Source organism: Woronichinia naegeliana WA131 (assembly GCA_025370055.1).
Lineage (GTDB): Bacteria > Cyanobacteriota > Cyanobacteriia > Cyanobacteriales > Microcystaceae > Woronichinia > Woronichinia naegeliana.
In genome coordinates, this window is record CP073041.1 from 3,756,871 (window position 1) to 3,783,833 (window position 26,963).

Annotated in this window: 25 protein-coding genes and 3 pseudogenes; 9 read left to right on the forward strand and 19 right to left on the reverse strand. The window is 40.8% G+C overall.

Annotated features, from left to right (window positions below):
* Positions 1-280: 280 nt before the first annotated feature.
* From KA717_18950 to iscB, 3 genes are all read right to left on the reverse strand, one after another.
* On the reverse strand, positions 281-496 hold the full coding sequence (locus tag KA717_18950) for a hypothetical protein (GenBank protein UXE64369.1): 216 nt from the start codon (positions 494-496) through the stop codon (positions 281-283).
* Positions 497-674: 178 nt separating this feature from the next.
* Positions 675-890 (reverse strand): hypothetical protein, encoded by a 216-nt coding sequence (locus KA717_18955; GenBank protein ID UXE64370.1) that lies wholly within the window; start codon positions 888-890, stop codon positions 675-677.
* A 177-nt stretch (positions 891-1,067) separates the two neighbouring features.
* On the reverse strand, positions 1,068-2,345 hold the full coding sequence (gene iscB / locus KA717_18960; protein ID UXE64371.1) for an RNA-guided endonuclease IscB: 1,278 nt from the start codon (positions 2,343-2,345) through the stop codon (positions 1,068-1,070).
* Positions 2,346-3,019: 674 nt separating this feature from the next.
* On the opposite strand from iscB, the gene KA717_18965 reads away from it, so the two are divergent.
* On the forward strand, positions 3,020-4,303 hold the full coding sequence (locus KA717_18965; protein UXE64372.1) for a UDP-N-acetylmuramoyl-tripeptide--D-alanyl-D-alanine ligase: 1,284 nt from the start codon (positions 3,020-3,022) through the stop codon (positions 4,301-4,303).
* 46 nt (positions 4,304-4,349) lie between these two features.
* Here KA717_18965 and argS read toward each other — a convergent pair whose 3' ends face one another.
* From argS to KA717_18985, 4 genes are all read right to left on the reverse strand, one after another.
* Positions 4,350-6,116 (reverse strand): arginine--tRNA ligase, encoded by a 1,767-nt coding sequence (gene argS, locus KA717_18970; GenBank protein ID UXE64373.1) that lies wholly within the window; start codon positions 6,114-6,116, stop codon positions 4,350-4,352.
* 106 nt (positions 6,117-6,222) lie between these two features.
* Entirely contained in the window at positions 6,223-6,576 is a 354-nt protein-coding gene (locus KA717_18975; protein ID UXE64374.1) for a 30S ribosomal protein PSRP-3, read from the reverse strand.
* Positions 6,577-6,606: 30 nt separating this feature from the next.
* Positions 6,607-7,206 carry an aminoacyl-tRNA hydrolase gene (gene pth, locus KA717_18980; protein UXE64717.1) on the reverse strand — a complete coding sequence of 200 codons (600 nt, stop codon included), beginning with the start codon at positions 7,204-7,206 and terminating at the stop codon, positions 6,607-6,609.
* A gap of 15 nt (positions 7,207-7,221) precedes the next feature.
* A complete protein-coding gene (locus KA717_18985) occupies positions 7,222-7,446 on the reverse strand; it encodes a DUF2811 domain-containing protein (GenBank protein UXE64375.1) in 225 nt (74 codons plus the stop codon).
* A 547-nt stretch (positions 7,447-7,993) separates the two neighbouring features.
* Here KA717_18985 and KA717_18990 point away from each other — a divergent pair.
* From KA717_18990 to KA717_19015, 6 genes and pseudogenes are all read left to right on the forward strand, one after another.
* On the forward strand, positions 7,994-8,212 hold the full coding sequence (locus KA717_18990) for an NAD(P)H-quinone oxidoreductase subunit O (protein UXE64376.1): 219 nt from the start codon (positions 7,994-7,996) through the stop codon (positions 8,210-8,212).
* A gap of 27 nt (positions 8,213-8,239) precedes the next feature.
* Positions 8,240-9,217, forward strand: a complete 978-nt coding sequence (gene mdh, locus KA717_18995) for a malate dehydrogenase (GenBank protein UXE64377.1) — start codon at positions 8,240-8,242, stop codon at positions 9,215-9,217.
* Positions 9,218-9,222: 5 nt separating this feature from the next.
* Complete coding sequence (locus KA717_19000) at positions 9,223-9,654, forward strand: DUF29 domain-containing protein (GenBank protein UXE64378.1); 432 nt, start codon at positions 9,223-9,225, stop codon at positions 9,652-9,654.
* Between the two features lie 136 nt (positions 9,655-9,790).
* On the forward strand, positions 9,791-11,551 hold the full coding sequence (locus KA717_19005; protein UXE64379.1) for an ABC transporter substrate-binding protein: 1,761 nt from the start codon (positions 9,791-9,793) through the stop codon (positions 11,549-11,551).
* 112 nt (positions 11,552-11,663) lie between these two features.
* Positions 11,664-13,002 (forward strand): annotated as a pseudogene (locus tag KA717_19010) (IS5 family transposase).
* 253 nt (positions 13,003-13,255) lie between these two features.
* A complete protein-coding gene (locus KA717_19015; GenBank protein ID UXE64380.1) occupies positions 13,256-13,600 on the forward strand; it encodes a GGDEF domain-containing protein in 345 nt (114 codons plus the stop codon).
* A 90-nt stretch (positions 13,601-13,690) separates the two neighbouring features.
* On the opposite strand, the gene KA717_19020 is transcribed toward KA717_19015, so the two are convergent.
* The 7 genes and pseudogenes from KA717_19020 to KA717_19050 form a co-directional block, all read right to left on the reverse strand.
* Positions 13,691-13,987: an antibiotic biosynthesis monooxygenase gene (locus tag KA717_19020; protein ID UXE64381.1), complete on the reverse strand. Its 297-nt coding sequence runs from the start codon at positions 13,985-13,987 to the stop codon at positions 13,691-13,693.
* A gap of 6 nt (positions 13,988-13,993) precedes the next feature.
* Positions 13,994-14,860 (reverse strand): fructosamine kinase family protein, encoded by an 867-nt coding sequence (locus KA717_19025; GenBank protein UXE64382.1) that lies wholly within the window; start codon positions 14,858-14,860, stop codon positions 13,994-13,996.
* A 257-nt stretch (positions 14,861-15,117) separates the two neighbouring features.
* Positions 15,118-15,498 carry a hypothetical protein gene (locus KA717_19030; GenBank protein ID UXE64383.1) on the reverse strand — a complete coding sequence of 127 codons (381 nt, stop codon included), beginning with the start codon at positions 15,496-15,498 and terminating at the stop codon, positions 15,118-15,120.
* A gap of 190 nt (positions 15,499-15,688) precedes the next feature.
* Complete coding sequence (locus tag KA717_19035) at positions 15,689-15,946, reverse strand: hypothetical protein (protein ID UXE64384.1); 258 nt, start codon at positions 15,944-15,946, stop codon at positions 15,689-15,691.
* Positions 15,947-16,071: 125 nt separating this feature from the next.
* Positions 16,072-16,920, reverse strand: coding sequence for an Rpn family recombination-promoting nuclease/putative transposase (locus KA717_19040; GenBank protein ID UXE64385.1), 849 nt, complete (start codon positions 16,918-16,920; stop codon positions 16,072-16,074).
* Between the two features lie 98 nt (positions 16,921-17,018).
* Positions 17,019-17,117 (reverse strand): annotated as a pseudogene (locus KA717_19045) (DUF4351 domain-containing protein).
* 360 nt (positions 17,118-17,477) lie between these two features.
* Entirely contained in the window at positions 17,478-18,158 is a 681-nt protein-coding gene (locus KA717_19050; protein UXE64386.1) for a cadmium resistance transporter, read from the reverse strand.
* Positions 18,159-18,472: 314 nt separating this feature from the next.
* Between KA717_19050 and KA717_19055 the strand changes: the two genes are divergently transcribed.
* Complete coding sequence (locus tag KA717_19055) at positions 18,473-19,741, forward strand: aliphatic sulfonate ABC transporter substrate-binding protein (GenBank protein ID UXE64387.1); 1,269 nt, start codon at positions 18,473-18,475, stop codon at positions 19,739-19,741.
* A 101-nt stretch (positions 19,742-19,842) separates the two neighbouring features.
* Here KA717_19055 and KA717_19060 read toward each other — a convergent pair whose 3' ends face one another.
* From KA717_19060 to KA717_19080, 5 genes are all read right to left on the reverse strand, one after another.
* Positions 19,843-20,772, reverse strand: coding sequence for a TauD/TfdA family dioxygenase (locus KA717_19060; protein UXE64388.1), 930 nt, complete (start codon positions 20,770-20,772; stop codon positions 19,843-19,845).
* A gap of 247 nt (positions 20,773-21,019) precedes the next feature.
* A complete protein-coding gene (locus KA717_19065; GenBank protein UXE64389.1) occupies positions 21,020-21,250 on the reverse strand; it encodes a hypothetical protein in 231 nt (76 codons plus the stop codon).
* Between the two features lie 197 nt (positions 21,251-21,447).
* A complete protein-coding gene (locus KA717_19070) occupies positions 21,448-22,290 on the reverse strand; it encodes an ABC transporter ATP-binding protein (GenBank protein ID UXE64390.1) in 843 nt (280 codons plus the stop codon).
* Between the two features lie 309 nt (positions 22,291-22,599).
* Positions 22,600-23,664, reverse strand: coding sequence for an aliphatic sulfonate ABC transporter substrate-binding protein (locus KA717_19075; GenBank protein UXE64391.1), 1,065 nt, complete (start codon positions 23,662-23,664; stop codon positions 22,600-22,602).
* Positions 23,665-23,701: 37 nt separating this feature from the next.
* A complete protein-coding gene (locus KA717_19080) occupies positions 23,702-24,553 on the reverse strand; it encodes an ABC transporter permease subunit (protein UXE64392.1) in 852 nt (283 codons plus the stop codon).
* A 367-nt stretch (positions 24,554-24,920) separates the two neighbouring features.
* Between KA717_19080 and KA717_19085 the strand changes: the two are divergent.
* A pseudogene (locus KA717_19085) lies at positions 24,921-26,579 on the forward strand (iron uptake porin).
* The last annotated feature ends 384 nt before the right edge of the window (positions 26,580-26,963 follow it).

The following is a 26,963-nucleotide window of genomic DNA, read 5'->3' on the forward strand; positions in this document are numbered from 1 at the left end:
CTTAAGATCTTTTTGGATACTACCTAGGGCGTGTCATCAATCAGCAATTCCAAATTCAGAATGTAGCTAAAGATACAAAATCCCTGAAGTGCTTACGGTCAAGGGGTTTAATGCCAATATTTAGAATCAATGTAATGCTCTATTTAGTGATTGATCAAGTTTGTTTGCAGGTTACTGACTCTCTAAGAGACCGAGATTCGAGGAGGGAATGCAAAAAAACTCAGAGATTAGGTTAATATCTCTTACATCCATAAAAACAAGATCGTGTCTGTATCCTATGTTACCGTTTGAATTTGGAATTACTGAAACAAGAACTACATTCTTGACAAATGAACATTTTACGTTCCCCGTTACCTTTCGTTTGATAATGAGAATGGATTTTTACTTTTTCACTATAGCAATGAGGACAGTTTTTCTTGAATAAGGCATCCTCTTTCTCTTGGCACAAGCCAACATCATTCAGGATTTCCATAGAGCTTTTCTTTAATATTGACATTGTTTTCTGTTTCCTTCTTCTTTGATATAATGACAATAATAATAATAGTATAATAAAAACGGGCCGATGTCTAGTCTTAAACTATTTTTCTATTTTCTCAAAGCCTTACACCATAACTTTTTCCAACTTTGATCAGACGATACCAGTTCCGGGTAGTATCCTACCAGATAAAGCCGTCCTAGAACGACGGGGTTTCAGACCCAAATTTTTGATGAACGGTGTGATTGGTAAAGTTCTGGGATAGGGCTTTGTAAGACTGGCCATCTTCTACTTTACCGACAAAATGCTTCAGGGATTTGCTCAGTTCGCGATCGCTGAGCAGAGTTGGATTTTTGACCGGATTCACCAATTCAGTTTGAGGAACCAGTAGTCCTGACCCATTCAGTTGGGCCATGCGAACCTTATGGGTGACATAGCGGGATTCACCTCAAAACATCGTTCTGTTTGGGATTTGATTCTACGAACAGTTTGTTGGTGTTCATAAGAAAAAGGTGGGAGTTTGGAAACTCAGCGTCTTCAGACCTGAGAGGAAAAACGACTCAGGGGAATTTATTCCCCCGTAAAATATGGGTTAAAAACTATAGGAGTAACCATCTTTACGATGAATTGCCCGACAGTATTTATGCCCAATTCCTTGTATTAGCTGTGAGGATGTTGAAATATTGAAACTACCACTAGAACGAACAGCAACTCGTCCAACGTAAGTTCCGATTTTCTTTCCAGAAGTTACGATTGCCTTAACAATGTCACCTGTCTGAAATCCTTTAATAAACTTAAGGCGAGGGACATAACGAGATGGGAAGCCAAATTTATCGGTGCGACACATTTGACGGCATCCATGTCCTGTTGCCTTAATCAATAAAGGCTGCTTGGTGACAATCCGTAAAGAATCAATCGTTCCTACACAAGCGGCATCCATCCAATGAGCTTTAGTTAATTTTAATCGAGTGCGATTAAACTTAGTTTGTCCACCAGATCCCGTAGAAACAGGTAATCCAGTGATCTTTAAGGCATTAAATAAAGCCCAACGGGTCGAATTAACGGCGGCGGCATCCTTTAAAGGAGACTTTGCCTGACTCAATACTCGTTTCAAGACATCAGGTTTTCCTGAAAGAAAGTCTTTAATATCCTGAGTTCCCTTGCCAATATTACAGGGTTCACAGGCTAAACAAAGATTGGAAATGCGATTAGTTCCGCCCTTCGCCTTGGGTTGAATATGCTCAACTTGGAGAGGGATGTTCTTTGCTCCACAATAGGCGCATTGACGGTTCCATTTTTCCAAGAGATATTCCCGCACTTCGTAACCCTGTAACTCTCCTTGTTGGTATTCAATACCAGAGATTTCAGGGTTTTCCATTTTCTGTAAATCGAATCGAACCAACTCCTGAACAATGCTAGTGACAGGACAGTAACGAATCAATTTCTTGACCAAGGTTAGCGTGGTATCTACTCGATGTTGGAGACTGGGAGTTAACCATCCCTTTTCCTTTTTCCGATTAAGGAATCGAGCAGGACGATAGCGAGTTTTACGATTTCGGCGATTACGACGAATAGCGCGACGGGAATCTAAGTCGGACTTGATTTGTTGTCCTCGGTGAGATAATTCGGCTCCCCAAATGACATCTTCTCCATTGAGAATAGCAATCCCTGTTGCTTGAGAGCCTGGGTCGATTTTAAGAGTCAACGAATTGACTTCTACATCTTCTTGCTTCTCCTTGAGAATAATGGTGAAGGGATACCGACGAAATACAGCAGCTTTTTTCTGATTCAGTAACAATCGTGCTTGAGCAGGATGCACTGGATTACAAGGCTGTTTATCGGTATCAATAACAAAAACATAATTAGACATAGATAACTCCAATTTCTTGGGTAATGTTAGCCTCGGTAATGTTTTAAGAGCTTGTTAGGCTGAAAGCACTTCCTTAACCCCGTAAAGATGTTTAACTTTCAACAACACAGCGACAAACTGGCTACGCATTCGTCGGTGTTATGACTCAAAAAACGTAGTCCTCGAAGGACTTAACCTGGTCAGCTAACTGAAGTTAGAGGCACGAAGCCCACGTACTTCAGTCGGGGGTGCTGACAGGATGGACTGGATATTATTTGGGGAGTACTCATCGGAAACAGCCCTCCTGGCTCAAATTAGGATTCAAATAGTAATGGGCTGAGAGTTTATTCTATCTAAAGTTTTTGCGCGTCAGTCGGGATCTTCGCTTCCGTAAAGTCCAAATAGCTTTCTGAGAATTCACGTCGGTGCTAAGATCGGGCTAATCAGCTAGAAAACTCTTAATTTTGCAGCTTTCAATTCAAAGCTAAGGCATCAAAATACCAAATGTATGTGATCCAGATCACAATATAAGGACAGATGATGTTAATTATTGGTTTTCCCATTGTATATCAATATTTCCCAAGCGGTTTGGTTAATTCTGTTTAAAAATGCCCCTAAATCTTGCCCTTTTTCAACTCCGTGAAATCTTGGATATTTCCCCTGAAAATATTTTGAACTTATCCGTGGATTTGCGGATGCAAAAGATCAGCACAGACTCTCGTACCTTAGAACCCGGAGATATTTTTCTTGCACTTCGGGGGGAAAGTTTTGATGGTCATCGCTTCCTAGAAATAGCCATTCAAAAGGGGGCGATCGCCTTGATTGTGGAGGAACCTTTACCCTTAGCAAAATCCAGTGCAGTTACCCAGTTTGTTGTTCCCCATACCCTGATTGCTTATCAGAAAATTGCCCATTGGTGGCGCAATCAATTTCAAATTCCTATCGTCGGTGTAACCGGTTCCGTTGGCAAAACCACAACCAAAGAATTAATTGCTGCTGTCTTATCAAAATATGGTCAGGTGCATAAAACTGAGGCTAATTACAATAACGAAATTGGTGTACCGAAAACCCTGTTAGAGATAACAACCAATCATGACTACGCCATCATTGAAATGGCAATGCGCGGGCGAGGGGAAATTGCTTTACTCACTCAGATTGCTCAACCGACTATCGGCTTAATTACCAATGTCGGGACTGCCCATATTGGTCGTCTAGGCTCTGAACAGGCGATCGCTGAAGCGAAATGTGAATTATTAGCCGAAATGCCCGCCAGCAGTATGGCTATTTTGAACGCGGACAATGAGCGATTATGTCGAACGGCAAAAACCTTATGGTCGGGTCAGACGCTAACCTATGGATTAACCCAGGGAGATATGCGGGGAGAATTATTAGATGCTCAAAGATTGCGGGTTGAAAATCAGGTTTTTCCCTTGCCGTTGCCCGGTGCTCATAATGCCTCTAACTATCTCGCTGCTTTAACTGTCGCCCAAGTTTTAGGATTGGACTGGCAACCCTTTACCCAGGGCTTAACGGTTAATTTACCTGGGGGGCGGGCCAGACGGGACACCATCGGTGCGGATATTTTGTTATTGGATGAAACCTATAACGCCGGTTTGGAATCCATGTTGGCGGCCCTGCAATTGTTAAAGGAAACCCCCGGCCAGCGTCAGATTGCGGTGCTGGGAGCCATGAAGGAGTTAGGAGAGCGATCGCCGGAATTTCATCGACGGGTAGGGGAGCGGGTCAAACAATTAGGCATTGACCGTCTGTTTATTTTGGCCAATGACCCTGAAGCAGAAGAGATAGCCCTGGGGGCCAAGAGCATGACCATTGAATTATTTAACACCCATGAATCTCTTAGCCAACGTTTACAGGCCTTTCTCGGAACGGGCGATCGCGTTCTCTTTAAAGCCTCCCATTCGGTGGGATTAGATCGGGTGGTTGAACAATTGCGTCAAGCAGAGCAAAAGGCCATTTAGTCCCATGTAGGGTTGGTCTTGGCGATCGCTTTTTTCTTTTTAGGAATTACATTCTTTCTAGCAAAGGAATGCCCAACAATGACAAGCCCAATGCCAAAGTTCGAGCCGTTAAATCACAGAGAATTAAGCGGGAGGTTTTTACTGGATCTTCTGCTTTTAAAACGGGGCAACTTTCATAGAATTGATTAAATTTTTTGCTCAGTTCATAGAGATAATCACAGAGACGATTGGGTAATAAACTCGTTTCGACTTCCTTGATCACCTCCGTTAATTGTAATAACGCCTTTGCTAATGCCAATTCGCTGACTTCCTGAAGTAAAACGGGCGCGCCTTCCCCTAAAGCTTGCAAATTAATTTGACCTTCACGGCTAATGCTTTTAATGCGTGCGTAGGCGTAGAGCATATAGGGGGCCGTATTGCCCTGTAATGCCAACATTTTCTCGTAGCTAAATACATAATCACTACTGCGATTTTGGCTTAAATCAGCATATTTAACCGCCGCAATTCCCACCACTTGAGCAACATTGGCAATAAATTCAGGCTCTTCCTGTCTTCCTTCTTCCTGAAGTCGTTTTTCTAGATCTTGACGGGCATGATTAACTGCTTCTGTTAATAAATCTTTTAAGCGAATCGTTTCTCCCGATCGCGTTTTTAATTTTTTGCCATCCTCACCCTTTACTAAGCCAAAGGGCACATGAACAACGGTAATGGATTTGGGTAAAATTCCCGCTTTACGAGCGACTTGAAAAACCTGAGCAAAATGATTTCCCTGACTGGCATCAGTCACATAAATAATCTTGGTCGCTTGATCACTTTGAATACGATACTTTAAGGCGGCTAGATCTGTTGTTGCGTAGTTATAACCACCATCGGATTTTTGAATAATTAAAGGTAAAGGATTACCCTCTTTATTGGTGAAACCGTCTAAAAAGACGCACTTTGCCCCCTGATCCTCTGTTAATAAACCAATGGTTTCTAATTCGCTCACAACAGTGGCTAAAAGAGGATTATAAAACGATTCTCCCCGCTCCATTAGAGAAATATTCAGTAACTCGTAAATGACTTGAAATTCTCGACGGGATTGTTCACAGAGTAATTGCCAGGCCTTGAGACTGAGGGGATCACCAGCTTGTAGGGTCACAACGGCTTGACGGGCAGCTTCCTTGAACTGTTCATCAGCATCAAAACGAATTTTTGCCTGTTTGTAAAAAGTAACTAAATCTCCTAGATCAAGCACATCTGCCTGGGTTAAGGCATCAGGGTAAACTTCTTTTAAATAGGTGATTAACATCCCAAATTGAGTTCCCCAATCGCCCACATGATTGAGGCGCAGCACTTCATAACCTCGAAATTCTAAAACACGCGCAATGGAGTCACCAATAATGGTTGAGCGCAGATGGCCAACGTGCATTTCCTTGGCAATATTGGGACTGGAAAAATCCACAATCACCCGTTCTGGTGGAAGAATTTTTTCTACCCCTAGACGGGAATCCTGCCGCATCTGTTTAATTTGAGAGGAGACATAGCCAGATTTCAGGCTTAAGTTGATAAAACCAGGGCCAGCAATGGTTAACGGTTCACAAATTTTATTAATTTCTTCTGGCTTAATCGCAGCAATAATCTGTTCGGCGATCGCCCTGGGTTGCTGTCCTAAGATTTTGGCTAACGGTAGAGCGAGATTGCATTGAAAATCTCCAAATTTCGGGTTAGTCGCTGGAACAATCACGGGGGTAGGATAATCTTGTTCTTCTCCCAATAATTGAGTTAAAGCTGGGATAAAAATTTCATTTAACTGTTCAATAATAGATTTCATAGGATTTTATCTTGTTCCTGACGATTCACCACCCTCTAAATAAATAAGGACAGAAATAACGCCTGTCCTCAATCATTTTTTTAAACCATAGTAGATAGTAGAGCGATTAATTGCTACCACTAAAAACAACTTCAGAAAACTTACCCTGGGCTTCGGCCATCGAAATTTGCTTGTTATGGTTTTTTAAATCTTGCCAGAAGTTAATCACCTCAGTGGCTTGGTTTAACACTTCAATGCGATCTATTTCTGCAATCCAGTGCTTCGCCTCTAATTCATCTTTCAATTGCTGCCAAGCATCATGACGGGGCCAAAAGAAATAGGCTGTTAACGGACTGGTTCCTTTCCCGACGACTTGATCGACGGCGATCGCAACATTTTGATCTAACCAAAGAACTTTAAGAATAAATTTGGTCTCCAATGACCCCTCCAAGCAATCCACAGGACGATTTTGAGTTAGCATGACAATTCTCCATTGTAACCTAAATATACCCTAGTTAAGTACCGTGCGGCTATTGTACAGGCTCATCGTTTTTTCCACTCCTACCCGCAGACTCGATTCGACTGCCTCCACAGCCAGAGCTAAACTTTGTTTTACCAGTATTTCTTCCTCTGGCCGAAAGCGTCCTAAAACGTGGGAAATGGTTTCCGTATTATCCTGAGACTTGCCAATGCCCAAGCGCAGTCGCGGAAAATCCTGACTATTGAGGTGACTAATAATGGATTTCATGCCATTGTGTCCTCCCGCCGAACCTGATAACCGTAAACGCAGTCGCCCCAATGGTAAATCCATATCGTCGTAGATGACCAAGAGGGATGTGGGTGTGAGTTTATACCAGTCCATCACCGCTCGTACGGCTTGTCCAGAACGATTCATATAGGTATTGGGCTTAAGTAGTCCTACCTTATTTCCCTGTACCATCACTTCAGCAAAATGCCCCTGAAAACGGCGGTTTTCTAGGCAATTACCATGCCAAGCTTGAGCCAACGCATCTAGGACTTCAAAGCCAATGTTATGGCGGGTTTTAGCATACTTCGCTTCTGGGTTGCCCAATCCAACAATTAAACGGGGAATGATTCGCTGATCGGCGATCGCATCAGTCATAGTTTAGTCAGGTTGTTTAAACAGGGTTTCCAAATAAACCCGCGCACAGGCTTGGTAGTTTGGAGAAGTCTGTCCCCCATAGCTTCCCTCATTTTGCAGCAAAAATAACGATAGGGCCGCAGAGAATACCCGATCTAAATCCCAGTTAGGATGTTTCTCTAGATATTTGGTCAGAGATTCATGTAAATCTTCGGGAATTTCCGCAAAAATGCTAACAGATGTATCCATACTCGCCTCAGTCAAATTCAGAAACTCCCTCACAAATTGTTTGCTCCTAGGGACAAATCCTGGATGAGCGGTGAGGTTATTTAGGTGTGCCCATTATTTTTAGCGGGGAATGAGGGGACTTGTCAATGCTACAGAATGTTACAGAATTTCTAAATATTTTATTTGCCTAACGAGAAAATAGGTATTTGAGCCACTTTTTTGTTACACAACTTTACAAGAACTCAGTGTCTAGAGTCATCACTTCTCACGATTGTCGTATTCCCCAGCCGAGAAGAATGACCAGGCAAGGGACTACTATCCCTAGGGGGGAGTCCACCAATCTGGCCCCTATACCTAGCTTCAGGCACAAACAAGAGTATTTGTCTTTGGGGAAAAATGTCTATTCCCTGGGGAAAAACTGTCAAAACTGGGGAATAGTCTGGGGACTAGTTGAGGAAAAAGGAGGTAAAAAGCGGTGTTAAAAATAAGAATTACAAAATTTTCGTCATTGCTTTGCTGTATGTAACAATTTACAGAGAAAACCCTCGTGAAGCCCTGAGACAAAATTATGGCGGTTACAATTAAGAAAGGTGCGTTAGTTCGAGTTATCCGGGAACAATTGGAAAATAGTCTAGAGTCCCAAGCCAGCGATCGCCGTTTGCCCAATTATCTTTTTGAGAGCAAGGGAGAAGTGCTAGACCTCAAGGAAGACTATGCCCTAGTGCGCTTCTATGTTCCTACCCCCAGTGTTTGGTTACGCATCGATCAGCTAGAAGTGGCTAGTTAACCTAAATAATCCCAAGGGGTTTTCCCTATGAACACGCTGTCTTACTCCCCCATTGCCTGTCAATCTGCTCGTGTTGCCATTATCGGAGCCGGAAACGTCGGTCGAACTTTAGCCCAGCGTATTGTGAGCAAAAATCTTGCTGATGTTGTGCTACTCGATATTGTCCCCGGCCTTCCCCAGGGCATTGCTCTCGATCTGATGGCGGCCCAGGGAGTTGAAGAACACGACAGTGAAGTTCTGGGTACTAACCAATATGAGGAGACAGCCGGGGCCGATATTGTGGTCATTACTGCTGGTCTGGCCCGCAAACCTGGTATGAGCCGAGATGATCTGCTCCATATCAATGCCAAAATTGTGGTAGAAGCCGCTCAAAATACGCTCAAATATTCTCCCAATGCCATTTTTATCGTGATTACCAACCCTCTAGACGTGATGACCTATCTAGTCTGGAAAGCAACGGGCTTACCTTCTAAGCGGGTTATGGGCATGGCGGGGGTTCTAGATTCCTCCCGACTCCAAACCTTCATTGCTATGCACCTAGGGGTCTGTACGGCGGACATTAGTGCGATGGTTCTGGGCGGTCACGGTGATTTAATGTTACCGTTGCCCCGATACTGTACCGTGCGCGGAGTCCCGATTACAGAACTGATGAGTTTGGAAACCATCGAGCAGTTGGTGGAAAGAACTCGCAATGGTGGGGCTGAAATTGTTAAATTGCTGCAAACGGGAGGAGCCTATTATGCCCCCGCTTCCTCGGCCTGTGTGATGGTGGAATCTATCCTTCGCAATCAATCTCGCCTTTTACCCGCCGCTACCTACTTGAATGGAGAATATGGACTAACGGATGTGTTTATTGGCGTTCCCTGTCGTTTAGGCTGTCGAGGAGTGGAAACGGTACTGGAAGTGAAGTTAACCGATGCAGAAACAGAATCCTTGCATCTTTCCGCCCAATCCGTTCGCAAAAATGTTGATCTTGCTCTTCAGGGCTTAGGATTAGCGGAATGAAGATCATGAACAATTTACTTCATGAACAAGACTTTCTCCGTTGGACAGAAGAACAGACTCAGCATCTTCAAAAACGAGAATTGGAACTGATTGATTGGCAAAATATCGAAGAGGAAATTGGGGCCTTGGGTCGTAGTGAGAAACAGGAGCTAGAAAATCGATTAGAAGTATTATTGGAGCATTTACTGAAACGCGCTTACCTCAACAGCACCTACGATAATCGAGGTTGGGAACTAACCATCAAGGAACAACGGAAACAAATACGACGTTTATTGCGTTTTTCTCCCAGTCTTAAGAGCTATGCTGAAACTATACTTCAAGAAATTTGGCTGGATGCTCTGTCAGATATTCAAGATCTTTATCCTAATGCAAATCTACCTGAAAATAATCCTTTTTCTCAAGATTTAGACTGTCTATTGACGGCAGTTTTTTGGTAATTGTAGAGCAAAGAATTAGTAATCTTGGGCGTTGCTGAATTTACGGTATGAATCTCTAAAGATTCAATTTTTAAAACATTGACTCAGACTAGTTTGTGGATATAGGCAAAATTCACTTTCATCTCCCAATTAAGCAATGCTAAACTTAACTTCGATCGACTTTTTTAATAGGTTACAACTACAACTTCTGCAAGGGAGAAAATGGTTATTCACAGGAAAAAAGCAACGGGAACTATTTTTGGATTTCTATCTCTTTGGTGCGTTTTTTGGGCTAACCCTTTGGCTAGAGCATTCTTCACCGCTTTTAGCCACCCACGAAATAGTCGCCTCTAAGAACCTAAACCAACACTTAACTCCTGTTCGCCTGCAACTAAAATGGAAACATCAATTTCAATTTGCGGGCTACTATACAGCAAAAGCAAAGGGCTATTATCGAGATGCGGGATTAGATGTCAGTTTTCTAGAAGCTCCAGATACCATTGAACCTGCTCAACAAGTCTTACAGGGTAAGGCCGAGTTTGGGGTTTCTAATTCAGATTTAGTACTGTTACGAGGTCGGGGCAATCCCGTTGTCGCTCTAGCTGCCATTTATCAACATTCACCCTTAATTCTTCTAGCTTTAGAAAAATCGGGCATTAATAATGTTCATCAGTTGGCGGGTAAGCGGGTGATGCTCGAAGCCCATTCGCAGGAGTTGGTTGCCTATCTAATGAAGGAGGGCATTGATCCCGATCAGCTAATTCCAGTTCCCTATAGTTTTGATCCTCTGAAGTTACTTCAGGGTAAAGCTGATGCGATGTCAGCCTACTCAACCGATGAACCTTTTTTCTTGCAAAAGGCTGGCATTCCCTATCTGGAATTTAATCCTCGTGTAGGAGGGATTGATTTTTATGGCGATACACTTTTTACGACCGAAGCGATCATTCGTGACCATCCTCAGCAGGTTAAGGCCTTTTTAGATGCCTCTTTATTGGGATGGCAATATGCGATGAAACATCCAGGCGAAATTATTGACCTAATTTTGAAGGAATACAGTCAACGTCATAGCCACGCCCATCTCACTTTTGAGGCGAGGGAAAGTCAACAGTTGATTCTGCCCAATGTGGTGGAAATTGGCTATATGAATCCAGGGCGTTGGCAAGCGATCGCCGACATTTATGCCGATTTAGGAATGTTGAAAGATAATATTAACCTCACAGGGTTTTTGTATGAACGCAATCCGCCGCCACCCTGGAATTGGATCTATGGAATTTTAGTGGGAGTTACGGCAATATTTTTAGGACTGACTTGGATTGCAGCCCGTTTTTACCGCTTAGGGCGATCGCTGCGTCGAGAAATTCAAGAACGTAAGGAAATTGAAGCAGATTTAAGGGCAGCAGAAAAACGTTTTCGCTTTTTAGCAGAAAATACCCCTTTCTCCGTTTTAATTACGGAACTAAAAACGAGTCGGGTTCTATACATTAATTCCCGTGCCGCCCAAAAGTTTGAAGTCGCACCTCATTTTATGCTCGAAAAAACGATATTACCCTTCTATGTTAACCCAGAAGATCGCACAGGCTGGAAAAGTCAATTAGAGCAAAAAGGTTATGTGGAGAATCAGGAAATTCAATTAAAAACAGCGACAGACAGTCATTTTTGGGCTAGTGTTTCGATCACCTTAATTGAATTTGAAGAAAAAGAATGTGCCTTTGTTGCCTTAATGGATGTGACGGAACAACGACTATTAAAACAACAGTTAACCAAGTTAGCCAATACCGATGAATTAACTGGCCTCTTTAATCGGCGATACTTTTTTGTCAAGGGAGACGAGGAATATAAACGCGCTCAACGCTATCAACTGCCTCTTTCTTTTTTGATGCTTGATCTGGATTATTTCAAATTAAATAGGGCTTGCTGAAAAAAGCTGAAACCTTTACGGAGAAAAATAGTAGGCGAATTAAGAACCGCTAGAATGCACGAAAATAGGGTAGAATGCCTCAAAACCATTGCATTAAGAAGAGAGAAAGCAGATGTACCGAAAGCAACAGTACTCAATTGAAACACCAGAAAACTTGAAAAATCTGTTCGGCGGGCAGTTAGACGAAGAAAATCGTTGGATAGAAATGTCAAAAATGATTCTTTGGGAAGAATATGAGGAAGAATATGCAAAAAACTTCACAGAAAAAAAAGGAGCCCCAGCCAAATCATTTAGAATGGCATTAGGAGCATTAATTATCAAAGAAATTTCAGGAAAAAGTGACAGAGAAACAGTAGAACAAATAAAAGAGAACCCTTATTTACAGTACTTTATAGGAATGGAAAGCTATAGTAGCAAAGAAGCATTTAATGCGTCAATGATGGTTCATTTTCGTAAAAAAAATAGGAATGGAATTAATAAATAAAATTAATAAAGAAATAGAAAAAAAAGCGACGGGTGTAGCGTCAGGAAAAAAAGAAAATGAAGGAAAGTTATTGTTAGATGCGACTTGTACACCAGCAGATATAAAATATCCAACGGATATAGGAATATTGAATGATGCCAGAGAAAAAACAGAAAAAATAATAGATAAGCTGTATGAAGAAATAAAAGAGAAAAGGAAAGAAAAGCCGAGGACTTATAGGGAAGTGGCAAGAAAAGAGTACTTAGCCATAGCAAAAAAACGTCGTGTGTCAAAAAAAGAAAGAAGAAAAGGAACAAAAAAACAACTAGGATATATAAAAAGAAACTTGTCTGATATAGAAAAAATGATAGAAGAGGGAGCAAAGTTAGAAAAACTAACGAAAAAAGAGCAAGAAGAGCTTGTAACGATAGGAAAAGTGTATGAGCAACAGTTAGAAATGTATGAAAAAAAGACAAATAAAGTAGAAAACAGAATTGTGAGTGTAAGCCAACCTCACGTGCGTCCAATAGTGCGTGGAAAAGCGGGAAAAGCAGTAGAGTTTGGAGCTAAAATATCGGCAAGTAATGTGAATGGCTTTGTCTTCTTAGACAAATTAAGTTGGGATAATTACAACGAATCGGGAGATTTACAAGCGCGAATAGAAGAATATAAAAGGGAAACAGGATGTTATCCGGAATCGGTTCATGTGGATAAAATCTATCGAACAAAAGCGAATCGAGCTTATTGTAAAGAAAGGGATATAAGAATGAGTGGTCCCCGATTGGGAAGACCGCCGAAAGAGGTGAGCAAAGAAAAAAAGAAAGAGGCACGCTCAGATGAAAGAGTGCGTAATGCCATTGAGGGTAAATTCGGACAGGGAAAGAGGAAATTTAGTCTTGGTCGAGTGATGGCCAAACTACCTGAGACCTCGGAAACGGTAATTGCGATGAACTTTTTGGTAATGAATCTTTCTACTCTACTTCAGAAGACAAAAAGTAAAAAGTTGTAGAGTCGTTTTTCTTGTGAAAAATGGTGTTAATTTTCCTCTCTTTTGTGAGGAGTGATTTGTGTTGACCTTTTTAGGCAGAAAGGAACAATAGATTAAACAAAATCTGTATTTTGATTTGTTTCCATAAGGATAAGTTATCTATGCTTTTTCAGTCCATACTTCCCTAACCCACATTTCTTTCGTTTTTTGACTTTTTCAGCAAGCCCTAATTAATGATAACTATGGTCATGATATGGGCGATCATGTCCTAAAATTTTTTGCTGAATTAATCAGTCCCAGCCTGCGCGAATTTGATCTTTTAGGCCGTTTAGGAGGAGAAGAATTTGCCATTTTATTACCCAATATTGATCAATTGGGAGCCTATAATTTAGCAGAACGTTTACGAGTTTTAGTGGAAGAATCGTCCTTTATCTTTGAAACTCAAACGATCACGCTTACCGTTAGTATTGGTATTAGTTCTCTTAATTCTCCTCTTCAGCAACTCAATGATTTACTGAAACAGGCCGATCAGGCATTATACGAAGCAAAAGGGGCGGGCCGTAATCGGGTAGTGGTGGCAAATAGTAAACTAGATTAGACAAGTGGCGATCGCTTTTTTCGATTGCAGTACGATCACTGAATCTTGTATAATACACTAACAAAATGTAATGCACCTTTAATCTAAACTTTAATCTCCAAAAACTTCATAATGGTGTACCCAACATTCCTCAACGTATTTTTCCATCCCCTTTGGGATAATAGCCCGATCGCAGTTTTGACCGGCAAAAAGCTCTAAAGCCGCCAGAGATTCCCACAGAGAAATCATCACATATTCTTCCGAATGAGGAAGGATTGGTCTGCCTAAATTAAGAGAAACTAAGCCAGGGTATTGTGTGACATAGGGAACCGAGATCGACAAAAATTTAGCTTCAAATTCTTGATGTAATTGTCTTGGTACTCGCACGCGAAAAATACGGGTAATCATCTTGTTTTATGGGTTAAAAAGCTGGTTAATCATCTGATTGGCTTGGGCCGCGTAACTACCACCAAATAAATTAAAATGATTAAGAATATGATAAAGATTGTAGAGAATTTTACGCTGTTGATAGCCTTCTGCTAAAGGAGAAATTTCTGTATAACCTTGATAAAAGGCTGTCGGAAAACCTCCAAATAATTCAGTCATGGCCAAATCTACTTCGCGATCGCCGTAGTAAGTAGCGGGGTCAAAAATCACGGGTTCTCCACTGTCTAGAATTGCCGCATTGCCAGACCAAAGATCACCATGCACTAGGGCTGGTTGAGGCTTTCTATTGACTAACAAATCCCGAACTTTTGTCACCACTTTAGTTGTGTCTGGAAAATGGCCACTGCGACGTTGTGCTAACTTTAATTGATAGCCAATGCGGTGTTCTGCAAAAAAATCAGCCCAATTCTCGGACCAGGTATTTATTTGGGGCGTAGAACCAATGGTATTGTTTCGTTCCCAGCCAAAACGTTGATTTTGACCCTGACTGTGCATCCTAGCTAATTGACGACCGAGGGATCGCCAACTCGTAGAATTACCTTTACCTAAATTGAGCCAACTTAACACCAGATAACTCTGCCGCTCATTAACTCCCCAACAAATGGGTTCAGGAACTTGGATTGTCTGAGTCGCTGCCATCTGTTGTAAGGCGATCGCTTCTGACTCAAACATGGTTAATTGATCAGCCTGGTTGAGCTTAATAAAATAACTTTGGCCCTCAGCCTGGAGCCGATAACCTTGATTAATACAACCACCACCAACCGGATGACGGTGTTCAATCCGAAATGTTTTTCCGGTTACTTGGCTAATTTGAGCGGCAATCTCAGTCCACATGAATCTTAATTTAAGTTATACTAGTTAGGGTAAATCTTAGCAAAATTTACGAGACTGTTAAACCCTTTATTTTCGCACCTATTTTTATATTAATGAAAGAGGACATCATACTATTATGTCCCTACAAATTATTTCTACCTGTAAATAATTAGTTGAGGATTAACAAGATTGAACAGGAAACCAAAGGGAAGTCCCGCAATGATTAAGTTCAGCGACCTTGAGCAAGCTTAAAGCCTTACTACCGCTAATGCTCCAACTTATACCCTTTTTTTCTGACGATGACCAACCACCAAATCTACCCCTTTTTCCATACGACCACTACCAATACTTTTACCGACTTTTCGCCGACCTTCGTAGTTGATGATTTCTGAGTGATGTTTCTCCAAATAACCAATGAGTTCTAATAAGACCTTGTTATTGCGCGGAACAACCTGATGCTTCAAGTAGTTGAGGGCAATGTCAGTCTGACCATGCCATAGTTGTGAGAGTAAAAATTTGACATGATTGGATTTTTCTTCTTTATTGAGAGCAATCATGGACATCAGATTGCGCACTTTTTTGCCAGCAATTCCAAATTCAAACGGTAATATAAGATACAGACATGATCTTGTTTTTATGGATACAAGAGATATTGACATAATCTCTGAGTTTTTTTGCATTCCCTCCTCGAATCTCGGTCTCTTAGAGAGTCAGTAACCTGCAAACAAACTTGATCAATCACTAAATAGAGCATTACATTGATTCTAAATATTGGCATTAAACCCCTTTACCGTAAGCACTTCAGGGATTTTGTATCTTTAGCTACATTCTGAATTTGGAATTGCTGTCCTAATCCATTGCCACATCTAAGTTTTTAGCAATGGTTTCCAATGCCTTTTTGTCTCCCTGTTCTGCTTGAGCTAAAGCCTGATCCAACTTTTCCGACTTGCCCCGCAATCTGTCCCAAAGCTTCTTTCGCAAACTGTCCATCGCGGCGATCGCTTCCGTCGTAAACTTTTTACCTAATTCACCTGCCCCAGATTCTAAAAACTTTTGGAAAGCAAGATTAGCAATGACCGATGCGGTTAATGTTAAGGGCTCTACCATAATGAGCCTATAAACTAGAATCTGCTTTAAATCATACCGCTTTTTCTAAAAAAGAATAACGTTTGCTTAAACTGCTGTATTAAAGATGAGGCGATCGCAACTGAAAAATTGAGAATGCAACCAATCTATTCCCCAATCCGAAACCCTAACCAATTATCTAAATCTGCAAGTTCACCAAAATCCAATAGAGCTTCTCCCAAATCATCCAACTGCTCCAGGGTCAAACTATTAATAATTTGAATACGGCGATCGTTAATCTTCCCAAAACGCCGAGATAACTGACGAATCAGCAAACGAACCTCTCCCTCTTGACGACCTTCCTGACGACCTTCCTGTTTAGCCTCTTGATAGACTTTTGTTTGCTTAATATCACTCAGTAAAAACATCGCTTGAATCTCCTTGCGGCTTAATTGGGCAAATTTGGAAACCAATACCGTCTCCAATAAATCTATAATATCGCGGGTCACTAAAGGATCAACAATTTCTGTCCTGGCTCTTTGTAATAATTGTTGGACTAAAACAGGAGCTTGGGATTCTTGAACTAGAATTAACTCAATCAACCCAACTCCAATAGAACCCGATCGCACCTCATCCAAATAAAGAGGAATAATCCGACCACTATTAATCAATTCCTGTTGGTAAATCGTTAAAGAGATCACTTCAAAACGTCGCTGTGCAAAAAGAGCGACCGCCTTCCAATCTTGAATAGGTTTATATTGATTCAAATAGAGGTTAATTTCAGCGATAAATTCCCAGTAAAAGTCGGGCTTGTTTTGGAATTGTACTTCAACAAAATAGAGCGGCTTATCTTCTCGATCTGGCATAAAAATTCCGTCAAAACGAAAAGCCTTTTCCTTGATTTCAGCAGAGATAAATTGGTAATGAGCCGCATCGTCAACAGGTTCTCCCAGTAATTCAAAGAGAAGAGAGTTAAAGGTTAGGAATAATTGACAAAAGATTGTATCAGTACGCATAATGTTCTGAGATTCAGCGATCGCCCTTTTACTCTAAAATGGGACTCAACCAAGTAATTGCTGCTGTAAATTCTAACAAAATAGACAGCGATCACCCCTCATTCCCCAATCCTCAACCCTAACCAATTATCCAAATCCGCAAACTCACCAAAATCTAGTAGAGCTTCCCCCAAATCCTCCAACTGCTCCAGCGTCAAATGATTAATCACTTGAACACGGAGATCGCTAATTGCACCGCCGACAAGCATTAAGATGCCACTTACCTGCCTCGAGAACTTCCCACTGTCCAGTCAATAGTAACTATTTAAAAAAACTCAGAATTGTTCCCCAAGTAACATCCTTTTCTGAGCTTAACCGTATGGGCAGATAGTCTCAAAATAGCGCGTAATTATATTGGACTGTTAGAGTATATTTTTCATTATCTGGGTTTAGCCTGTCAAATTGAAGGTTAAATTTATGTCACAAATTGTTCAGGTTGTTGCTCGTTTAGTCGCATATGAGACATCGTAAGGAAAACATCAAAGGTGCTCAAAAATGGAGGAAAATTAATGTTTAACTCAACCGAAAGGCCAAAAAAGTTTATAGGATTCATTATCTAAAATAATGCGTAAGCCTAACCACATCAACACAAAGGGAAAGAGTTTACCGGCGTAACGACTTAAAACAAAAGCGATTCCTGGTTGACGAGTAAGATGATAGGACATAAACAACCAGGTACAAACAACGAGATAACAGACTAACACAATAACAGCTAAATTCTGCAAACTACTACTAGCAAAAAGGGGAATATAAATGCCTAAGTTATTTCCCCCATTGGAAATGGTGACAGCAGACACTCTATAGGTTTGGCGATCGCGGATTACATCCCAAAGAGATAAACGCCTAGAATCGAAACCCCGAAATCGCGCATTTTTTTTCAAGTTAACTGACTTATCATAGCTAGAATCATCTTGATTGAGAATTAGTAAGCGTAAATTATTTAAGCCAATGAGTATAGGCAAAATTCCTAATAAACCAATCCAATTAGAAGGAATCGCTAAACCAATTAAAAAACCGACTAAACTAATGCTAATCAAAGCTGTAAATCCCAACAATTCACCTACCACAATGTGTTTAGGACGAAAAGTACGATTTACTTCACTGAAAAAACCTGTTAGATAAATATTGTCATCAAAGGTGGTTGCCACACCCGCCGCTAAACCAATCTTGATGGTTGCCATTAACCAGTCCATTGTCATTTCTTACTCAATAACTTTTTGATAAGACAGAGAGCAATCAGGGCAATTCTTCCAAATACTTTGAGCCAGATCACAAGCTATCAAGTCGGAGAGCTACTTACTGAAAATAAGTAAGCCAATCAATTAGCTCTTTAGTTATAAATAGCCTTGATAACAATAACAGTCAGAGAAGATGATTCTATGTAATCAATGATTCATTTTAATCATAAATTATTTTTATGGAAGCATTTGAGCCTCCCAAATGAGAATTTCGCTATACTTGATCTAAAAATTAGTTTTTAACTCTACCCTTTGATTGGGGTAGTCAGCCTTCCATGATTAATCGTCTGCTTACTAAGACAAGAAAAAAACATCAGCGATCGCTCTCCTCTATCCTTTCGACTTTAAATAAAAATCGGTTTGTAGTTCTATTTTGTATTGGTTTTATTGCCAGCTTACTTTTGGGTCTGATTTTTAGCAGTAATAGTATTGCTGATTCTGGAAAAAATAATAATACTTTTTCTGAACTAATTAGCCAAATTACATTACCCAAAAATTCAACTCGCCGTTTAATAGAAACGATTGGACTTTTTGTTGGTGGTATTATTTTCTGCATTGTCTTAGATCGTTGGTTTTCTCAGCGTTCTAATCCCAATGATAATACCCCCTTAGCCCAACAAGCTAAACGGCTCAAACAACTCAAAATTGGTTATCCAGAGGGCATGACTAATCTAGAAGTTCTTCGAGAACAGAGATTACTGGAAAAACGTTTTGAGCCGTTTGGAGTAACCGTTACTTGGTCAAATTTTTTATCAGCTTCTTCTCTAATTGAAGCCCTAAGTAATGGCACAATTGACTTTTGTGGTGGCGGCGGAACAGCCAGTATTTTTTCCCAGGCAGCAGAACATCTTTTTGTGCGGGTTGCCAGAGAAAAATATACAACACCGAAAGGACAAGCAATTTTAGTGTTAGAAAATTCTCCAATTCAAACTATTGCTGATCTCAAAGGTAAAAAAATTGCTTTCGATCAAGGATCAAGTGCCCATTATGTTTTAATTCGTGCATTAGAAAAAGTAGGGCTGGAATTTAGTGATATTGAGCCTGTTTATTTAACTCAACCAGAGACTCTGCCAAAATTTCGGCGGGGTGAGGTGGATGCCTGGGTAGTTTGGGTTCCCTATACACCGACCCAAACTCGTAGTGATTATCCAGGGCGATCTATTGCTGATTTAGAAAGTATTTTTGGCGATAAGGCTTCTATAGAAGTGCCAACATTATACTACGCAATTCCAGAGTTAGTGCGGGATTATCCTGATGTTTTGAAGGTAATTTTAGAGGAAGTTAATGAGGCGGGAGCTTGGGCAAAAAGACAGGAATTAGAGGCAGCACAACGATTAGCAGAACATCACGAAATTGATCCGGCGATTGTTGAGAGTTTACAACAACGCAGTATTGAGAGAGCCATTATTCCTATTGATGATCCAACTTTGACAGCATTACAACATCAGGCTCATATTTTTCGGGATTTAAGATTGATTCCTGAACGAATTAATGTCAAAGATGGAACCTATAGTTTACAGACTAAACAAAATTGGACTTATTAATTTCAGCTTTGTTAGGAAAATTCAAAAAGACTTACAGCAAAAATCCCCCAGGATTGGGGGAGTTAGGGGAAAAATAAGCTCAATGGTAAAAATTTTAGGGATTAAGCTGCAACTTTTTCAGCAATTTTAGCCTCAGGAATATAACTCGAAGAATTGCCCCTCACGACTTCTCCCCGTTGACCATCAATGCTGATAGGAATATCCCCTGCAATGGTTACACGTTGTACTCGTCGAGGTTGATTACCATAATCGGCGATCGCGTAGTGTTGAGTACTGCGATTATCCCAAAAAGCAATATCTCCTACCTGCCACCGCCAGCGCACTGTATTTTCTAAACGGGTAACGTAGGACTGCAAAAGCCGCAAAGTATCATAGGAATCGAGGACTGAAAATCCCTTAATGTGACGGGCAAACTCTCCCAGCAACAGCGATCGCTCTCCTGATTCGGGATGAACCCGTACCGCCGGATGAATGGTTTCATAGATAGTGGCTTGAAATTCTTTAGCGTAATTCCTGATGGAATCGGAAACATCTACCGTCGAAGCAGCATAATCTGAATCGTTAGTACGCACTACCCAAAGCTGATCAGCCAAAGCTTTAAGATGAGTAGGCAAATCTTCATAGGCGGCCACAGTATTTGCCCAAACTGTATCACCACCATAGGGAGGAATTACTATGGCACGGAGAACAGAACCCAAAGGAGGACGATCCACAAAAGTAACATCGGTGTGCCAATGGTCGGTATAGGGCGTATTGCGACTGTAATCAAGGTCAAAAACTTCAGGATGTTCGGCGATTTTAGGGGAAACGGTGGGATGGGCTGTGGTTAATGGGCCAAAACGATTGGCAAAGGCAACTTGACCCTTTTCATCTAGGTTTTGCCGACGAAAAAAGATGACTTTGTACTTGATTAAGGCTTGACGAATTTCACTAATTAGCTGATCACTCAGATCACTGGCTAAATCAACTCCTCCAATCTCGGCTCCAATACGACCGGCGCTCGGTTGAATATCAAAATTTTCAGAACTCATTGCTTTAGGCTCCTATCTACTTACCGATAAGCCTATTTTTTTGCTGTATTGTTTGTTTTATTCAGTACCAAGTTTTTTGGCGCAAGCCTTGCGCCTCTACAAGGACACAAATAATTTACAGCAATCCGATAGACTTACTTTGTGTTAATAGATAAGACTATAACATGACTAATCTTTAGATATTAATTTCTAAGAGAAAAATCTGTAATCAAAAAGACATTTTATTGGTTTTAGGTTTACACGAGACTTACTTCAAGGACTTATTTTGATAACGTCGTTTCCAATCTAAATAGGCTTCAACGGTGGGAAAATATTGGATGTCATCATCAATTCCCCTAGCCCGATTGGCAAGATAACCTCGAATGTAGTTAGAATCTTGATTTTTGGGTAGTTTTCCTTCTAGGCGATCGCGGCAACCCCTTTGAAAAAGGTCTTCGGCATGTTCCTGAAACAGATGGCTAAAAAGACGACTAAACATAATGATAAACACTCCTAAGAAGGGCTTATCTTTAATCTAACTTTTTGTATTGGTTATAGCAAACAGTTTTTCCTTTTGAAACGATAAGTAAAAGTGATTAAAATTAACATATATAAAAACCATACAAATCATACAGTAAAGCAACTTATGATTAAGATTTATGTCTAAAAATTAATCTACAATTTTATGTCTAAAAATTAATCTACAATTTCTGTTTCAATTTCATCGCTGCGAATACTATTAACGAGAAATTCTCTAGCTTCTACAAATTCCTTGGAAATTCTTAGATTAGTAGCTGTTTCCTCTTCAAGACGATGGGCAAAGGGATTAACAAATTCTTTAACAATACGTCCAGGTCGGGCGTGCATAATAATAATACGAGTGCCTAATAAAAGAGCTTCTTCTACATCGTGGGTAATGAAAAAAATAGTTTTCTGAGTACGTTGCCAAATACCACGTAAATGAATTTGAATGGCTTCACGGGTCAAGGCATCTAAGGCTCCAAAAGGTTCATCCATCAAAATAATTTGGGGTTCTGCGGCCAAAGTTCGAGCGATCGCCGCTCGTTGTTGCATTCCTCCCGACAATTGATAGGGCAAATAATTAGCCGCATGGGTCAAACCGACAATTTCTAAGGTGGTAGCGACTCGTTCTCGCCGTTCCTGTTTATTTACTCCTTTCATTTTAGGGCCAAATTCTACATTACCGGCGATCGTCAGCCAGGGAAAAAGATTGGGACGTTGAAATACCACACCAACATCAGGATCAGGTTTAGTATGTAATTTACCTGCAACTTTTACCTCTCCCGTTGTTAAGGGTTGATAACCTGCCAAGACTCGTAAAAGTGTCGTTTTACCGCAACCCGATGACCCCAAAACACAAACAAAATCGCCCAAATCAAGGTCTAAATTAATATCTCTTAAAACTTCATTGGCATTATTACCGATACCAAAAGTAACACCAATATTAGCAAGGGAGGCGATCGCCTCTTGATCAGTTTTAGGAGTCGTGATCGGCTCCGTAGCAGAAAGAGAAGTCATAGTAAAAATGACAAGTAATAAAGGTTAATTGTTTGAGATTTTAATCCCCCTTTTTAAGCTACTGTGTACACGCAATCTCTTTGCATTCCCAAAAGTTTGATCCCCCTGCCTACGGCATCCCCCTTAAAAAGGGGGACTGAGTTATTGATAGAAATCTAGCCCCCCTTATCAAGGGGGGTTGGGGGGATCAAAACCTAAAAACTTAGACAGAAAGATTTGTGAGTACACAGTAGCCTTTTAAGAGAGATTTAGGAGAATTAATCTAAGATTCAAGTCCCCCTTAAAAAGGGGAATTTAGGCAGATCAAACTTAAAGAGCTTTTGTATAAAGATTCTGCTGATAAACTGCTAAATCAGGAGCAGAGGTAATCTTTTTCTGGGTAACAGCAAAATCCGCTTGACTTTTAAGAATTTTCGCAAGCTCACCAGGCCGATCCGTTGAACCAAGATATTTCGGTTCTTTTTGTTCCGTTGAATCTAACCAGACTAATTCCTTAACCGAAGATTCAGTCTCAGCAGGAGTAATATTTAACTCCTTAGCGAGGGCTGTTGTTGCGGATTTCGGATCAGTTCGATAGGCTTTTACCGCTTCATCTAAAACCCCCACATACTGTTTAACAACATCGGGGTATTGATTAGCAAACTCCGTCCGTACAACCCCTAAATCGGCGGTAACAATCCCTTTTTTTGCTAAATCAGCAGAAGTCACTAAAATGGTTCCCCCTGTTTTTTGTAATTTACCTAAGGTCGGTTGCCAAACGTAACTAGCATCAATATCTCCCCGACTCCAAGCCGCAACAATGTCAGGGGGTTGAAGGTCTAAAATTTGTAAATCTTTTTCGGGAATTCCTTGCTGTTCTAAGAGAGCTTCTAGGGAAAAATGAGCCGTAGAACCAAAGGGAGTAGCCACTTTTTTTCCTTTTAAATCAGCCAGGGTTTTAATGCCTGGTTTGGCAATGAGAGCTTCGGCTGCTCCAATGACATCTTGAATGAAATAGACTTGATATTTTAGTCCCTGGGCTATGCCCACACTGGCAGGAACCGAGCCTAATACCCCGAAATCAATGCCATTAGCAGCGATCGCGGTATTGACATCCCGACCTGAATCAAAGCTAATATATTCAATTTTAGAATTAGGAAAGGCTTTTGCTGCCAACCCCTCGGCTTTTGCTAATAGTTCAGGATTAGGAATAACTTGATAGCCAATACGGATTTTTTCGGGAACTTTACCCGTGTTATTTGCAGCAGGGGAAGCATTTTCTGTTGTTGTCGTGTTAGTGGTTCCTTCCGTTTTTTCCCCACCGCAACTAGCCAGAATAATCGGTAAGCTGGCACTCGCTAAACCTAACAAAACTTCTCGTCGTTTTAAAGCCATAATTAATCACTCCTCACACATTAAATGTTTAAATCCGTTAAGCATCTCGACCAATCCAGGGTAATTGTGTTTTTTGAACCCAACGAATACCTGCATCAATCAAAATTGCAATCAGACCCATAATGATAATGCCAACAAAAATAATATCGCTCCTCAGAAACTTACTGGCATCTAAAACCATCCAGCCAATTCCTGATACGGCGGCTACCATTTCGGCGGCTACTAAAGTTGAATAGGAAACCCCGATCGCCGTTCGTAGGCCCGTAAAAATCTCTGGCAAACAGGACGGAAAAATGACATGAAGAAATAACTGCCATCCCGATGCACCTAGGGATCGCGCTCCATTGATACGATCAATAGAAATGCGTTCAACTCCCGAAACTACCGCTAGAAATAAGGGAGCAAAAGCCGCTAGGAAAAGTAAGGCAATTTTAGAAGGATTTTCAATTCCCAACCAAATCACTAATAAGGTGTAATAGGCTAAAGGCGGTAGGGGACGATAAAACTCAATAATCGGATCAAGAGCCGCTCGTATCGGTTTAGAAAAACCACATAACATTCCCAAAGGAATCGCCGTTACAATTGCCACTAATAAGGCACTAACTAAGCGAAACATACTCTGAAAAATGTGATAACCCAAAGAATTTCCCTTGTAGCCATTTTGCAGAATTTCCACAAACGCTGACCAGACTAATCCAGGAGCAGGTAAAAACAGGGGATTTACCCACTTTAGAGCTGTAACTGTGTACCAAAGCAAGAAAATCACCGCCACTGACCCCAGGGAAATGGCTCTTTCTGAGCTTAGAAATTGAGTAACTAGCCTCAAAATCTTCTCTCCCGAAGACGGTGATCGCCCCGTTAATCCTTCTTGTCCAACTTTTGAAACCATAGTTTTGTAGAAGTCACTACTCCTTTAGGATGATTTTCAGCGAATAAAGTCTCATATATCGATCAAATTAGTGTACTTTGGCGACATCATACAGCAGTTAAAACTCAAAAGTCAATATCATTCGTCACTAAAGTCGGATTTTTAAAATTTATCCATAAATCTTGTTTTCTCCCAAAAAGTGTGTCATACTCAATCCCTATTGCCTAAATTACAGTATATCTATCTAATTACCGTAATTTATTTCTTGATTAGGGAATTTAAGCCAAGACATAATCAAGTTTTTTAGCCTGGCGATGCCTACTCTTAGGAAATTGAGGGTGCAATAACGACAGGCTTTAATTTCAATGTGTGTGGAGTGTATTTAACAATGAAAAATCGTATTTATGGTCAATTATTGACAGGATCAGTCTTTTTTGGGTTAACCCTAGGAATTATCTCACCTAGTCAGGCGGAAGAGATTCCGAATCCTCCCCCAACAGTTTCCGAAACCAGCCTTCCTTCAGATACAGTTCAAGCAGTGGAAACCAATGTCAAAATTCCCTCACCAGAGAATATTGAGTCGGCAAATCCTTTAGAACAAATCACCTCAGTTTCTGAATTAAAAGACGTACAACCTACCGATTGGGCCTATGAAGCTCTCAAAAGTTTAGTGGAACGTTATGGCTGTATTGTCGGTTATCCCAATCAAACCTTTCGCGGCGTTGCCGAAGGCACACTTCGTGACCGCCCCCTGACTCGCTGGGAATTTGCGGCAGGATTAAATGCCTGTGTGAACACTTTAGAGCGATTACTTCAGGAAAATGTCGCCGTTCTTCGGGAAGATATTGATAAATTAACCCGCTTAACTAAGGAATTTGAAGCAGAATTAGTTGCTTTAGGAGCGCGAATTGACAACCTAGAAAGTCGTACTGCTTACCTAGAAGATCATCAATTTTCAACAACAGTTAAACTTTCTGGAGATGTTATTTTTGCTTTAACTGATGCGTTTTAAGGAACCACTGAAGGTAGCAGACCTGTTTTGCAGGATCGCTTACGATTAGTTTTAGAATCTAGTTTTACGGGCAAAGATTTGTTAACCGTTCGACTGGCAGCAGGGAATGCTAAACGATTTCAATTTCCTGGTTATCCCTTTAATGCAGAGGGCAATCAAACCTTTAATTTACCGCCAGGAAATAATAGTATTAATTTAGATTGGTTAGCCTACGAATTTCCCATTAATGATAGTCTATATGCTTATATTCCCGCCTATAGTGGTCGTTGGTGGGATTTTGCTCCCGTTTTAAACCCTGTTTTAGGAGGAGGAACTGGTGGTAAAAAGGCTCTCAGTATTTTTGGACAATTTAATCCAATTTACGCGATCGGTGGCGGTTCAGGGATTGGATTAAACTATAAAATTACCGATCAATTAGTGCTGAGTGGCGGCTATTTTGCAGGGGATGATAGCTCTAGTAGTCCGATTCCAGGCAATGGTTTATTTAACGGTGAATATAGCGCGTTAGGGCAATTAGCCTGGCTACCTGATGATAAGTTTGGGCTGGCGTTTACCTATGTTAATGGCTATCAACCGAATGGCCCTATTTTTGACTTTGGCACAGGGGGAACTAAAATCGGGACGGCTCCTGCTAATGCTCCTTTTGCCAGTCTAAATGTCTCAACTAATTCCTACGGAGCATCTACGTTTTATCGTTTTAGTCCCGAATTCATTGTTAATGGCTTTTTCGGTTATACCAATGCAAAAAATGCTAAAGGTAGCGGTAATGGAGAGATTTGGTATTACGGTCTAGGATTAGGTTTTCCAGACCTATTTAAAGAGGGAAATTTAGGGGGCATTATTGTCGGTGCAGAACCCTACCTAGGAGAAGCTAATCCTAATGATTTATCCCTCCATGTAGAGGCTTTTTACAAATATCAGGTGACAGATAATATTTCGATTACACCTGGTGTTATTTGGATTACTGCACCGAATCAAAATTCTAATAATGTTGATGGTATTATCGGCACAATTAGAACGACTTTTAGTTTTTAAACTCCATCTAACTCGAAATCTATAGTTTTTTGATCTCCCAAGGCGATCCCCCTAAATCCCCCTTAAAAAGGTAGGGCTGATTCATTCTAACAAATCTCAATCAATCAAATCCTTATCTGGCAAGGTTTAAAGGCGATTTCTCAGAATAAATATCTGAAAATTTTTAAAAATACCTTACTTTGCTTACCCCATAAGCGATTGAAGAGAGACAAAAAAGGAATCAAACCAGAGAATGAATCAGCCCTACCCTTAAAAAGGGGGACTTGACTCTAAATTTTAAGGGTTCGATCAATTCAAATTATGACCGTTTAAGGTATATAAGCAACTCATCTGGAAAGGGGTTTAAAAATTTTTCGATGGTGTACAAGTATGGTTAAGGACTGA